The sequence below is a fragment of the Acidovorax sp. sic0104 genome (assembly GCF_019219095.1).
Taxonomy (GTDB): Bacteria; Pseudomonadota; Gammaproteobacteria; order Burkholderiales; family Burkholderiaceae_C; genus Acidovorax.
Map to the genome: position 1 here is coordinate 75,527 of NZ_JAHUWH010000011.1, position 12,798 is coordinate 88,324.

The 12,798-nt window shown below is 67.7% G+C and carries 13 protein-coding genes; 11 read left to right on the forward strand and 2 right to left on the reverse strand.

Features of this window, described 5'->3' with window-relative positions; translation table 11 throughout:
• Positions 1 to 15: 15 nt before the first annotated feature.
• Positions 16 to 2,004, reverse strand: coding sequence for an MFS transporter (locus KW835_RS17855; RefSeq protein ID WP_255593629.1), 1,989 nt, complete (start codon positions 2,002 to 2,004; stop codon positions 16 to 18).
• Entirely contained in the window at positions 2,001 to 2,927 is a 927-nt protein-coding gene (locus tag KW835_RS17860; RefSeq protein WP_255593630.1) for a hypothetical protein, read from the reverse strand. The genes KW835_RS17855 and KW835_RS17860 overlap by 4 nt, the downstream gene beginning before the upstream one ends.
• 141 nt (positions 2,928 to 3,068) lie before the next feature.
• Here KW835_RS17860 and KW835_RS17865 point away from each other — a divergent pair, with 141 nt between their 5' ends.
• The 11 genes from KW835_RS17865 (at position 3,069) to KW835_RS17915 (ending at position 12,793) form a co-directional block, all read left to right on the forward strand.
• Entirely contained in the window at positions 3,069 to 3,806 is a 738-nt protein-coding gene (locus KW835_RS17865; RefSeq protein ID WP_218384885.1) for a helix-turn-helix transcriptional regulator, read from the forward strand.
• Positions 3,807 to 4,199: 393 nt separating this feature from the next.
• A complete protein-coding gene (locus KW835_RS17870) occupies positions 4,200 to 4,592 on the forward strand; it encodes a hypothetical protein (protein ID WP_218384887.1) in 393 nt (130 codons plus the stop codon).
• A 2-nt stretch (positions 4,593 to 4,594) separates the two neighbouring features.
• A complete protein-coding gene (locus KW835_RS17875; protein ID WP_218384888.1) occupies positions 4,595 to 5,638 on the forward strand; it encodes an NAD-dependent epimerase/dehydratase family protein in 1,044 nt (347 codons plus the stop codon).
• A 9-nt stretch (positions 5,639 to 5,647) separates the two neighbouring features.
• Complete coding sequence (locus KW835_RS17880; RefSeq protein ID WP_218384890.1) at positions 5,648 to 5,842, forward strand: helix-turn-helix transcriptional regulator; 195 nt, start codon at positions 5,648 to 5,650, stop codon at positions 5,840 to 5,842.
• 129 nt (positions 5,843 to 5,971) lie between these two features.
• Positions 5,972 to 6,889, forward strand: a complete 918-nt coding sequence (locus tag KW835_RS17885) for a TetR/AcrR family transcriptional regulator (protein ID WP_218384892.1) — start codon at positions 5,972 to 5,974, stop codon at positions 6,887 to 6,889.
• Positions 6,886 to 7,434, forward strand: a complete 549-nt coding sequence (locus KW835_RS17890; RefSeq protein WP_218384894.1) for a DUF2867 domain-containing protein — start codon at positions 6,886 to 6,888, stop codon at positions 7,432 to 7,434. Before KW835_RS17885 ends, KW835_RS17890 begins: the two co-directional genes overlap by 4 nt.
• Before the next feature lies 1 nt (position 7,435).
• A complete protein-coding gene (locus KW835_RS17895; RefSeq protein ID WP_218384896.1) occupies positions 7,436 to 8,800 on the forward strand; it encodes an AarF/ABC1/UbiB kinase family protein in 1,365 nt (454 codons plus the stop codon).
• Positions 8,781 to 9,224, forward strand: a complete 444-nt coding sequence (locus KW835_RS17900; RefSeq protein ID WP_218384898.1) for a DUF6463 family protein — start codon at positions 8,781 to 8,783, stop codon at positions 9,222 to 9,224. The genes KW835_RS17895 and KW835_RS17900 overlap by 20 nt, the downstream gene beginning before the upstream one ends.
• Positions 9,221 to 9,604 carry a hypothetical protein gene (locus tag KW835_RS17905; RefSeq protein ID WP_218384900.1) on the forward strand — a complete coding sequence of 128 codons (384 nt, stop codon included), beginning with the start codon at positions 9,221 to 9,223 and terminating at the stop codon, positions 9,602 to 9,604. The genes KW835_RS17900 and KW835_RS17905 overlap by 4 nt, the downstream gene beginning before the upstream one ends.
• Before the next feature lie 829 nt (positions 9,605 to 10,433).
• Positions 10,434 to 11,738: a glycosyltransferase family 2 protein gene (locus KW835_RS17910; protein WP_218384902.1), complete on the forward strand. Its 1,305-nt coding sequence runs from the start codon at positions 10,434 to 10,436 to the stop codon at positions 11,736 to 11,738.
• Positions 11,735 to 12,793 carry a hypothetical protein gene (locus tag KW835_RS17915; protein WP_218384904.1) on the forward strand — a complete coding sequence of 353 codons (1,059 nt, stop codon included), beginning with the start codon at positions 11,735 to 11,737 and terminating at the stop codon, positions 12,791 to 12,793. The genes KW835_RS17910 and KW835_RS17915 overlap by 4 nt, the downstream gene beginning before the upstream one ends.
• Positions 12,794 to 12,798 lie beyond the last annotated feature (5 nt).

Genomic DNA, 12,798 nt, shown 5'->3' on the forward strand with positions numbered 1-12,798 from the left:
CCGCCTGTGCACGGCTCAGGCCTGCAGCAGCGCGGCCACTCGCGAACGCAGGTCCGCCGGCTGCACCTGTGACGCGGAAACAGGCTGGCCCACATTCAGGCCCACGCGGCTGTAGAACCCGCGGCGGAACGGCCGCACCATGGCACCGCCCTTTTCGATGCGGCTGAAGTACGAGCCCCACAGGTTGGTCAGCGCCATGGGGATCACGGGGGCTTCGACACCCTCTTCGCGCGCACGCTCGATGATCTTCATGATGCCGCCCTTGAACTCCTGCAGCTGACCATCCTTGGTGATGCCGCCCTCCGGGAAGATGGCCAGCAAGTCCCCCTCGCGCAGCACCTGGGCCGCACGCTCGAAGGCGGCGTCGTAGGTGGCGGGGTCTTCCTTGTACGGGGCGATAGGGATCGCCTTGGCCAGGCGGAACAGCCAGCCCAGCACCGGCACGCTAAAGATGCGGTGGTCCATCACGAAGTAGATGGGCCGGGGACTCGCGGCCATGAGCAGCACCGCATCGACGAAGCTCACGTGGTTGCAGGCCAGGATGGCTGCGCCGGTGGAAGGCAGGTGCTCGTCGCCCTGCACCTTGAAGCGGTACACGAAGCGCGACGACACCCACGCCACGAAGCGCAGCAGGTACTCGGGCACCAGCATGAAGATGTAGAACGCCACCACCGCATTGGCCAGGCCGGTGAACAGGAATATCTGCGGCACCGAGAAGCCCGCGCCCAGCAGGGCCCCTGCGATGAGCGAGCTGCCGATCATGAACAGCGCGTTCAGGATGTTGTTGGCCGCGATGATGCGGGCGCGGTGCGTGGGCTGGCTGCGCATCTGGATCAACGCATACATGGGCACGCTGTACAAGCCGGCGAACAGGCTGAGCAGCGCCAGGTCGAGCATCACGCGCCAGTGCTGGCTCTGCGCCAGGAAGGCCGACAGCCCCATGATCTCGGACGGCGCAAGGCTGCGCGACGCGAAGTACAGATCGATGGAGAACACGCTCATGCCGATGGCCCCGAGTGGCACCAGGCCGATCTCGACATGCCGGCGCGAGAGCACCTCGCACAGCAGCGAGCCGATGCCAATGCCAATGGAGAACACCACCAGGAGCAGCGAGGCCACCTGCTCGTTGCCGTGCAGGACCTCCTTGGCCAGGCTCGGAAACTGGCTCAGGAACACCGCGCCGAAGAACCACATCCAGCTGATGCCCAGGAGCGAGCGGAACACCACCACGTTCTGCCGCGCCAGCTGCAGGTTGCGCCAGGTTTCGGTGAAGGGGTTCCAGTTGATGGTGAGACCCGGGTCGGTGGCCGGCACCGACGGGATGAATTGCGCCACCAGCCGCCCCGCCAGCGCAAGCGCCACGCATGCGATCGCCACCGTGGTGTGGCCGATGCCGGGCAGGGCCACCAGCAGGCCACCCGCCACGTTGCCCAGCAGGATGGCCACGAAGGTGCCCATCTCGACCATGCCGTTGCCGCCCGTGAGCTCTCGCTCGCTGAGCACCTGGGGCATGTAGGCGAACTTGACCGGCCCGAACAGCGTGGAGTGCACACCCATCAGGAAGGTGCACAGCAGCAGGATGGGCACGTTGCCCGCGATGAAGCCGCCCGCCGCCACCAGCATGATGGCGATCTCCAGGTTCTTCACGAAGCGGATCATCTTCGTCTTGTCGTACTTGTCGGTGAGCTGGCCCGACGTGGCCGAGAACAGCAGGAACGGCAGGATGAACAGCGCGCCGATCACCAGCCCCGCCATCGCTGGTGGCAGCCACGACACGCTGAGCTGGTAGGTCACCATGACGGTGAAGGCGAACTTGAAGAGGTTGTCGTTGGCCGCGCCCGAGAACTGGGTCCAGAAGAACGGCGCGAAACGCCGCTGGCGCAGCAGCGCGAACTGGTTCGGGTCCTCATGCCCCAGGGCGGGGCCGTGCGTGGCGGCGGCCGGGGCCTGCGCCGGCAAGGCGGGCGCCTGCGGCACGTTCGGTGAGGTGGTCTCGGGGTTCATGCGTTTCTCCTCGTGTCCGATGGGTCGGCGGTAGCGGCCGCGGCCGTGTGTTGGTATGGACCGGCGCGCACTCTGCGCGCGGCACCCCCGGTGTGGGCGCCATTCTGCCCGGACACGGTGACGAACGCGGCCCCCGGCGTTGCTTTGTGGCGCAAAGCCCCCACCGCCATCAGCACCGGCCACGCGGCGCCCGCGGCCAGCAGGTGCTTGAGGCTGTGGCCCGACACCCACTGCGCCGTGGCGTCGAACACCGCGTGGTCGGCCGCCTCGAACAACTTGGCCAGGCCATACATCGCGATCACGGCCCCCAGGTGCACGGGCAGCGTGCCCGCACGCCGCGGCAGCAGGGCCAGCACCACCACCACGAACATGCCGCCCAGCTGCACCACGGCCCAGGGCAGCAGGCTGCCGGCATGCGCCCACCACAGCACGGCTGCAGGGCCCGCCAGCAGCACGGCGCCCATCGCGGCCCAGCCGGCACGGCCGCTCACGCGGCCCGCAGCCGCCAGGCCCAACAACCCCGCGAATGGCAGCACCATGCCCAGGCGGTCCCACAGCAGGCCGGCATCGTCGGGGCGCAGGTGGTACAGCGTGGAGCCAACGGCCGTGAAGACCAGGCCGACAAAGAACAGGTACGCGCCGGCGCGAGAGACCGCGTCGACAGCTTGCCGATCCACGCCGCGCAGCCACAGCAACCCCCACAGCCCTGCGGCGGCGAACGGCAGGTTGCTCAGCACATCCAGCGCGCACGGGATGCCCCACAGCACGCGCTGGTCGGCAAAGCCATGTTGGTGCACGCTGGCGGGCAGCACCGGACCGAAGAGCGCCAGCGCGGCCAGCAGCACCGCCAGAGCGAGCAAGGCCGCTTCGGTGGCGGGCAGGCCGGACCCGCGCGCGGTGGAAAACAGGTAGGAAGAGGACATGCGGGACCGTCTTTCAGGGCGTTGTGAACGAGATGGAGCGCAGTGTGGAGAGCGGCTTTGCAATCGCCCCATCGAAAGTCGCGCAAGGCGCCACCCGGGAAACCGTGGGTATTGATAATCGATACCCAGGAGAGCCCCCGCATGAGCACCACTGCCGACCTCGTCACCGCCCTGAAAAAGGAACTCAAGACCGCGCAGATGACCTACGCCGACCTGGCGCAGGCCCTGGGCATGGCCGAGTCCAGCGTCAAGCGCATGCTGGCCAAGGGCGACATGCCCCTGTCGCGCATCGACGCCATCTGCCGCGCGCTGGCGCTGGATTTTGCCGACCTGGCGCGCCGCGTGGCCGAGAACCAGCCCCTGCTCAAGGAGCTGACGCAGGAGCAGGAGCGCGCCGTGGTGGCCGACAAGAAGCTGTTGCTGATGGCGATCTGCGTGCTCAGCCAGTGGACGCTGGAGCAGGTGACCACCACCTACCGCCTGTCCGAGGCCGACGGCATCAAGTACCTGGCGCAGCTCGACCGTATCGGCATCATCGATCTGCGCCCCCTGAACCGCTACCGCCTCAAGCTCGCCAAAACTTTCCGCTGGCGGCCCCACGGCCCGGTGATGAACTACTTTCGCGAGCACGCGCTGCTCGACTACTTCGCGGGCGGCTTCGACGGCCCGGGCGAAGGCGTGCTGCTGGTGCACGGCACCATCAGCCGGGGCCTGGCGCCCGCGTTCATGGAACGCATGCAGCGCGTGGCCCAGGACTTTGCACAGCAGCATCTGGCCGACCAGAAGCTGCCGCCCCGCGAGCTGGAGGGCTACACGCTGCTGCTGGCCATGCGCAGCTGGGAGTTCGAGGCGTTCACCACGATGAGGAGGTCCCCCTGAGCCGCTGCGCGTGTTCCCCCTCAGGGGGACGCACCCCCTGCCCCGGCAAAGCCGGTTCCACGGGAAGGATTGCCAGCCCCCTGCGCGGCTGCGCCGCTTCCCCCGAAGGGTGACGCACCCCCTGGCCCGGCAAAGCCGGTTCCACGGGTGCACTGGCTTGAGGGCGCGCCGGTTTTGTGGGCTGGTGAGCTGGTGAGCCGGTGGGTGGCGGCTGGTATTGCTATATTTTTAGTAGCTGCTTGCGTCGACACAGCGCGCACCGGGGGCCGAAATGACTGAGAAATTCTGTAATTTCTGGCTCGTCACGCTCCTGGCAAAAGTAAAAGAAGCTTGACATCGAGAAACGCTCTGCACGAGAATTTTGTCAAGCAAACTTTACTTTCAGGGGTGCGCATGGACGAACTTTCTTCTCCCGTGGAGCAGATCAGCTACCTGGCCAAGGTGCTGGCGGGGCTGCTGGTGATCATTCTGCTGGGCTTGGCCAGCCTGGAGCTGGCGCATCTGCCGGGCACATCCGTGCGTTGGGCGGCGGGGTTGCTGGCGGGGGCGTGTGCGCTGCTCGCATGGCTGGGGTGGCGCAGATACCGGCGGCTCGATGAGCTGCAGCGGCAGATGCATGGCCGCGCATGCCAGTGGGCGGTGGGGCTGGTGCTGGCCAGTTTGCTCGTGGTGTCGGCGCTGCAGGCCCTGGGCCTGGCACCGTCGGTGCATCCGCTGGCAGTTGCTGCAGGGCTTGTCGCCGCGTGGGGCCTGGGGCTGTGCATCACCCACCACCGGGTGAACTGAACATGGCGCGCGTTGCCGTGACCGGCGCAGCCGGGTATCTCGCATCGTGGGTGGTGAAGCTGCTGCTCGAACAAGGCCATACCGTGCACGGCACGGTGCGCAGCCTGCAGGACGGCCGCAAGCTGGCGCACCTGCAACGGCTGTCGGCGGAGCACCCCGGCCGGCTCGTACTCTTCGAGGCCGATCTGCTGAAAGCCCAGGGGTTCGACAAGGCCTTCGAAGGCTGTAGCGCCGTGGTGCACACCGCCTCGCCCTACCGGCTGGGCACCTCGGCCGACCCAGAGCGCGAGCTGATCGCACCCGCCGTGGTGGGCACCCGCCATGTGCTGGAGGCCGTCAACGGCGCGGCCAGCGTGCAGCGCGTGGTCGTCACTAGCAGCATCGTGGCGATGTACGGGGACAGCGACGAGCTGCACGCACGGCCCGGGCAGGCGCTGGCCGAAACGGACGTCAACCGCACGTCCACCGCACAGAGCAATGCATACGCACTGTCCAAGACCCGCGCCGAGGCACTGGCCTGGGACATGCAGGGGCGCCAGAACCGCTGGTCGATGGTGAGCGTGCACCCGGGCGCCATCTTCGGGCCGTCGCTGTCGCAGCGCGACGATGCCACCAGCGTGCAGCTGCTGCGCCAGTTTCTGAACGGCTCCTTCCGCCAGGGCGTGCCACAGCTGTGGCTGGGCACGGTCGACGTGCGCGACGTCGCGCAGGCCCACGTCAGCGCCGCGCTGCTGCCCGGCGCTTCAGGACGCTACATCGTCGTGGGCGAGAGCCTGCGCCTGCTGGAAATCGCGCAGCGCCTGCGCCAGAGCCACCCCGCCCGCAGCGCCCGGCTGCCTACCAAGGAAGTGCCCAAGTGGCTGATGTGGCTGATCGCGCCCGCAGCCGGCATGGCGCGTCGGTATGTGCAGCACAACGTCGGGCACCCGTTGCAGTTCGACACCAAGCGCAGCCGCACCGAACTCGGGGTGGCGTACCGACCCGCGATCGACACACTCGGCGAGCACGTGGAGCAGCTCATGGCTGATGGCCTCGCACCCACGTAAGGCCTTCCCATGCGCAACCATCTCAAAGCCCTGCGGCAGGACCGCGGCATGACCCAGCAGGCGCTGGCCGACGCGCTGGGCGTGAGCCGCCAGACGGTGCACTCCATCGAAGCGGGCAAGTACGACCCCAGCCTGCCCCTGGCTTTCAGGATCGCCCAGGTGCTGCAGCGGTCCATCGAGCAGATCTTCGTGCCCGAGGACTGAGCCCGGCCCCCCCGCGTGAAGCCCTGCCGCGCAGCGGGGCGCACGCCGAGCCTGCACATCCTTGTTGACGCCACAAAGTAAATTAACTATCCTTTAAATTAGAAATTTAACCAATTTAAAGATAGTAAATTGAAAACCACCCGCCAACAGCAAGACGCCACCCGCCGCCAGATCGTGGCCAGCGCGGTGGATCTGATGACCCGCCAGGGCTTCGACGGCACGACGATGAAGGACATCGCCCGCGCCGCCGGCATCGGCGACGCCACGATCTACAAGTACTTCCCCACCAAGGACCGCATCGTGCTGGGCTACCTGGACGAGGTGGTGCACACATCGCTGGCCGACACCCTTCAGGCGCCAGGCTTTGCGACCTACAGCCTGCAGGAGAAGCTGCAGCGCCTGACCGATGCCGTGCTGGAGCGCCTGCTGGCCGACCGCGAGTTCGTGGCCGAGATGCACAAGGTGGCCCGGCGCTCGCCCCTGGCGCTGATGGCTGAGCCGCTGCCCGCGCGCGCGGCGCTGCGTGATGCGGTGGTGAGCTTCCTGGAAGCCGCCGAGGCCAGCGGCGAGATCGAGCCCTGCGACTTCAAGGGCGTGGCAGGCGGGCTGTATGCCGACTACCTGGGCGGCGTGGTGGCCTACTGGCTGGCCGATGATTCCGAGGGGTTTGCCGACACCACCCAGCTTGTGGATCTGTCGCTGGGCGTGCTGGTGCTCACGCTGCGCACCGGCCTGGTGGGGCGCGCGCTGCAGCTGGGGGGCTTTGTCCTGCGCAGCCAGATGGCGCGCTTCATGCAGCGCGGCAGTGGGCTGGTGGGCGTGCTGCGCGCGGCGCAGCAGACGCTGGACGGCATGGGCTCCGTGCCCGTGCGCCGTACCCATCCCACGACCCCTGCAGCCCCGCCCCCGCCCGAGGAGGCTGCCGAGCCGAAGCCCCGCATGGCGCGCAAGAAGGCCGGTGGTCCCTCACCCGCTGCAGCCCCCCGGGCAGATGCCCCCCCTGTAGCCGCCGCCCCGGGCCGCCGCGCCCGCAAGGCCGCACCATGAACGCCACCACCCTGCGCACTGTGCACGCGGTGCCGCTGCCCGAGGGCACGGTGATCCACGCCGCCCTGCCCGGTGCGCAATACGCCGACGCGTACCAGACACCCGACCCGCACCCCGACGCCAGCGCGCTGCAGGCCTGGCTCGACGTGGTGGCGCGCACGCCCCGCTGGACGCGCGCACTCATGGCGCTGCGCAACCGGCTGGTCCGGCTGGTGGGCCTGAAAGACGTGGGCCAGTTGCACGATGTGCACGGCCAGGTCGCGGACCCGCGCAATGCCGCCAGCTACCGCCCGGGCGACCGCGTGGGCATCTTCATCCTGCGCCACCTGGGCGAGCGCGAGGTGGTGATGGGCCAGGACGACAAGCACCTCGATGTGCAGGTGTCGCTGTGCAAGCGGCTCGTGGCCGGCCACCCCATGCTGGTCCTCAGCACCGTGGTGCACATCCACAACACGCTGGGACACGCGTACATGGCGGTCATCACGCCGTTCCACTGCGCCATCGTGCGAAGCATGCTGCGGCGCGTGGCGGCCGGACACCGCTGACATGGCCCGCAACACCCCGCCCCGCACCAGCCGCCTCGCGCGCGGCGCCATCTCCGGCGTGGCGGTGGCGCGCATCGGCCTGGCACGCATCGGGCACAGCGTGCGCACCCCGTCGGAGCAGGCCCAGGCCGATCACGAGGCCGCGCTCGGCCGCATCCTCTTCGGCGCGCTGGCCCAGTTGCGCGGCACCGCGCTCAAGGTATCCCAGATGCTCAGCATGCACCCCAGCCTGCTGCCCGAGGGCATTCGAAGAGAACTCGCGCGCGGCCAGCACCAGGCGCTGCCGCTCAACCGTGCGCTCGTGGGCCGTGTGTTCCGCCAGGCGTTCGGACACGAACCCGAGGCGCTGTTCAGCCGATTCGAGCCCACAGCCTTCGCAGCCGCCAGCCTGGGCCAGGTGCACCGCGCCGAACTCGCGGGCCACGGCACGGTGGCGGTGAAGGTGCAGTACCCGGGCATTGCCTCCACCATTGCCAGCGACATGCAACTGATGCGCGCCGCGCTCAAGGCGCTGGCGCACACCGGCATGCCCCTGCCGTCGGCCGCCATTGTCGACAGCGTGATGGACGAGATCGAAGCCACGCTGCTGCGCGAGGTGGACTACCTGCAGGAGGCCGAGGAGCTGGCCTGGTTCGCCCAGCATGCCGCCTGGCCCGGTGTGGCCATGGCGCAACCCATCGCATCACACACGCGCGCCCAGGTGCTCACGCAGCAACATCTCGAAGGCCTGCACCTGGACGCCTGGCTTGCCACCGGCCCCACGCAGGCGCAGCGCAACCAGGCCGGCCAGCGGCTGTGGGATTGGTACCTGCACTGCATCTTTGCGCTGGGCCGCGTGCATGCCGACCCGCACCCTGGCAACTTCCTCTTCCGGCCGGTGGGCGATGGCGACTGCCACCTGGGCGTGCTGGACTTCGGCTGCACGCGGGCGCTGTCCCCCCACTTTCGCGCCTGCGTGGCGCAGGCCTGGACGGCGCTGCTGCAGCCTGCCAGCCCCGCGCGAGACCTGCAGGTGATGCAGGCGTACCAATCACTCGGTCTCGTCGGTCCGGACCTGGGGGCAGAGGAGTTCAGCGCCACCCTGCCGCTGCTCTCGGCCATGCAGGACTGGCAGCTCGAACCTCTCACGGCGGAAGTGTTCGACTTCGCCGCGAAAAAGCCCCCGCCCTTGCCCGACGCAGACCAGCAGCGCGTGCTGGGCCGCCACATGGCGGGCGTGCCACCCGAGATGCCATCTTTCGAGCGCATGTGGCTCGGGTTGATGCATCTGCTCACCCGCCTGGGTGCGCAGGTGCGCACCACCAATCCCTGGGTGCATCGCCACCCCCTCGCCACAGGCCATACCCATGCGACATCCGCCCGCTGATGGGCCCAGGTCCCATCCGTTTCGCCGCTGGAAGGGCCTGTGGCTGATGTCCGTCGCTGCCGTGCACACGGCTTATGCGCTGCTCGCCTTCACCGAACCGCTGCGCGAGATGCTGCGGCGCGGCGTGTTCGACAGCGTGGGGCTAGACCCGATGCGCGGCGCTGTCGTGTGGTTCGTGCTGTTCGGCGCAGTGTTTGCACTGCTGGGATGGGCCGTGCTGCAACTGGAGCGCCAGGCGTCGGCCACGCCTGCGACGCTGCGGCCGCTGGGCTGGGGTCTGCTCGTGTTGACGCTTCTGGGCATCGTGCTGATGCCCGCCTCCGGCTTCTGGCTTGTGATGCCGCCCGCGCTGGCACTGAGCCTGCAGCGTCGATTGCCGCCTTCGGCACCTGATCCACACCCTTCACCAAAGGCCACACCATGAACCCGCTTTTCATGATCGCTTCTGCCATGCTGGCCGCCGTTGCCCTGGCCCATTCCGTGTTGGGCGAAATCCTGGTGTTTCGCAGCCTGCGGACGCATGGCGTGGTGCCCACTGCGGGCCGGCCGGTGCTGCGCGAGGCCCATGTGCGCATTCTCTGGGGCAGCTGGCATCTGGTCAGTGTGCTGGGCCTGGCCCTGAGTGCGGTGCTGTGGCGACTGGGCACCATACCCTGGACAGACACAGCCCTGGCCGCCTGGATCGCGGACACTGCAGGCATGGCCACGCTGGCCAGTGGCCTGCTGGTGTTCTTCGCCACCCGGGGCAGACATCCCGCATGGATACCGCTGATGGCCGTGGCCGCACTGGTGTGGTGGCGCTGACCACTCCTTGTTGCACAGCGCGGCCTGAAGGCTGACTGCCTTTGATGCTGCCCACTGCAGCACAAAGCACCGTTCCACGGGCACCCACCATATCCGGCCTGGGCCGTGCGCAACGTGCTCATCGCTGAGGGCCTGATCCCCTCGGCATGACTCGCCGTATTCGACCGATATCTTTCCCAAAACGGCATATTGCTGTGCCGGCGGCTTTGTTTCGGCACATTCAAAACATCATCGGCCAAGACAATCTGTCCGCGGCGCCGGCCCCCCGCGGAAGACAGTCAACGCGTTTCGGATGGACTCCTTGAAGCGCGGTCTCTCTCATTGATTCAGTTGGATCTGCAGGCGCGAACGTCCACTTCCCGCCTTAGGAATGAAACTGAACGAAACCCTTCTCGACATCGAAGCGCTGAGTATCCGTGCGTTCCCTCGGTCGCCAGGGCTGCCTGCTCGGTCGGTCTGTCCACCGCTGCGTGGGCGCTTTGCGTGCCCAAAGCTGTACCACCGAGCCCTTCCGCCAGCGCGTTGCGCAGCCGTCGGCAAAACCACCGGAGCACCGGCAGAAGGCTTCACCGCGAAGAACGCCCCTCACACCCCGGGCCTGTACACGCCCCGGCGCGGCGAGCGCGCCGCCTCCACCGATCCATTGCAAAGCCCCTGCCAGCCCGGCACAGACCGAAGCGCCACTGAAAAATGACCCGCCTTCCAAGCCTGCACGCACAGCCTCCCGCCGCAACAGACCAACCTGCTCCTTCCCACCGGCCACTGCCATCCTCGCCCCGCGCCGATTCCATCGGCCCTCGTACCCACCCCTTCATGCCCGGGCCTGGCCATGCTTGAGGGCGTCTTTCACTTCTGGTTCTACTTTCCGATCATCATGGTGTTGCTGCAGTTCGGCGGCGGGCTGCTGGTTCGCCTGGCCACGCGTGCGGGCAACCCTGTGCGTGACTACGGCTACCAACCGATGGTGAGCGTGCTGCTGCCCGTCTACAACGAGGGCGAGCATGTGCTGGCCACCATCGACAGCATCCTGGACTGCGACTGGCCTGCGGCGCGTCTGGAAATCGTCGCGGTGGACGACTGCAGCGCCGACGACTCATGGCACTGGCTGCAGGTGGCTGCGCAGCGCTGGCCGCAGCATGTGCGCATTCACCGCAACGCGGTCAACAGCGGCAAGCATGTGTCGCTGTCGCACGCGCTCGGCCAGTCGTGCGGGGACGTGCTGATCTGCATCGACAGTGACTGCATTTTTGACCGACAGGCCGTGCGCGAACTCGTGGCCTGCTTTGCCGATCCGCAGGTGGGCGCGGTGGGGGGCAACATCGGCATCACGAACGTGAACGACAACGTCCTCACGATAGGCCAGACCATGGTCTATTACATGAGCTTCCAGTTCGGCAAGATGCCGCAGAACCTGTCGGGCCATGTGTTCTGCATCAGCGGCTGCCTGTTCGCGGTGCGCCGCCCGCTGTTCGAACAGGTCGAGGCCGAGGTCAAGGGCCGCAACTGGTTCGGACTGGGCGTTCGCGACGGCGAAGACCGCTACATGACCCACGCCATCATGATGCGCGGATGGAAGACCATCGTGAACCCGCACGCCACGTGCTGGACGGCGGCTCCCACACAGCTTGCGCAGTTCTTCTCGCAGCAGGTGCGCTGGCGCCGCTCAGGACTGCGTGACCTGTTCTGGACCTGGCGCCGCATGCCAGAGCACCTGCGCCTGATCGGCATGCTGCCGCTGCTGGCGGCCCTGGTGCCCGAGACCTTCACGGCCATCTGGTCGTTCCTGCTGATCGCCACCTTGCTCGCCAACGGCATATCTCAGGCTGCCACCGCTCTGATCGCAGCCATCCTGACGTTCTCGGGGCTCTTCGTGGCTGCTGCACTGCTCTACAACCTCACATGCCACAGGCTCGCGCCGGGCTCCATCCGCATCCGCGCCCCGGTGCTGGCGGCTGTCTCGGGCGCCTGGTTCTTCGTGGACGCGCTGTTGATCACGCTCGTGGCCCTGTTCACCTTCGACGTGGGCACCTGGGGCACTCGCGAAAAGCCGGCCATCCAGCCTGAGCCCACCTCGCCACCCGCCCACGCCTGCGCACCTGTCACCCCACCCCCATTCCCGGAGCAGCAGGCATGACCCGCACGCAGAAGATCATCGTCACGGCCTACCGCTACCTCGCCATCGTGGTACTGGGCGCCGTGCTGTCCACCGCTTTGGCCTACGCAGCGCTCACCCTGTTCTACACCGTCAACGAGAGCTGGGCCGCGCCGGTCGTCATCTCGCGGACCAACGAGAAAATCCTGCGCCTCACCGCCGAGGTGTTCCGCACCCGCCAGGCAGCCGACGGGCTCGACAGCGCATGGAAGGCCCTGTCGCGCGAATCCGAGGCATTGCGCGAGCAATCGCGCGTGTTCGAACAGCTCGTGGCCAGCGCCGAGCGCGCCGCGTCACAACAGCAGCGGGCCGATCTGCAGCTCTCGCACCAGGTCGAGGAAATTGGCACCGCCAAGCGGGGCGACATCGCAAAGACCCGCAAGGTGCTGTCGGAGATCTCCACACTCGAGGACACCATCGAGCGCGACCTGCAAGCAGGGCTCATGACGCGCGAAGACGCAATCCGCATGCGTGCCACCATCAATGGCTACAAGACATCGGCCACCGATGCCACCGCGACCGCGGTGGCGCTGGAGCGCCAGCTGTCAGACCTGCGACGCTCGGCCACCACACTGGCCGGTGGCCCCGCGCAGATGCCACAGGCGCTGGAGGTGCTCGCCCGCACCGCAGGCTACCGCATGCAGCTGGACAACCTGCGCCTGAAACTGCAACAGAACATGCAGGACACGGCCAGCAAGCAGCGCGAGGCACAGCAACTGCGCCAGATCGTCACGACGCTGTCCGACAGCCCGTACTTTCGCGTCACGCAGGCGGACGAGCCTCTGTTCTTCGCCTTCGTGCCGTACGACAACGAGGCCGTGGCCCAACCGGGCCAGCCCGTCTTCGACTGCATCCTGCAGGTGCTCCTGTGCAGCCGCGTCGGCACCGTGACGCGCGTGCACCGTGACGAGGAGCGCGCGCAGCACCCGCTTTTCAAGCTCGAGACACGGGGCTTCCTCGTCGAACTCGACCTCGCTGCCCCCCAGGCAGCCAAATCCCGCGTGCTGTTCATTGGTCGCGCTCCTATGTTGTTCTGAAAGGC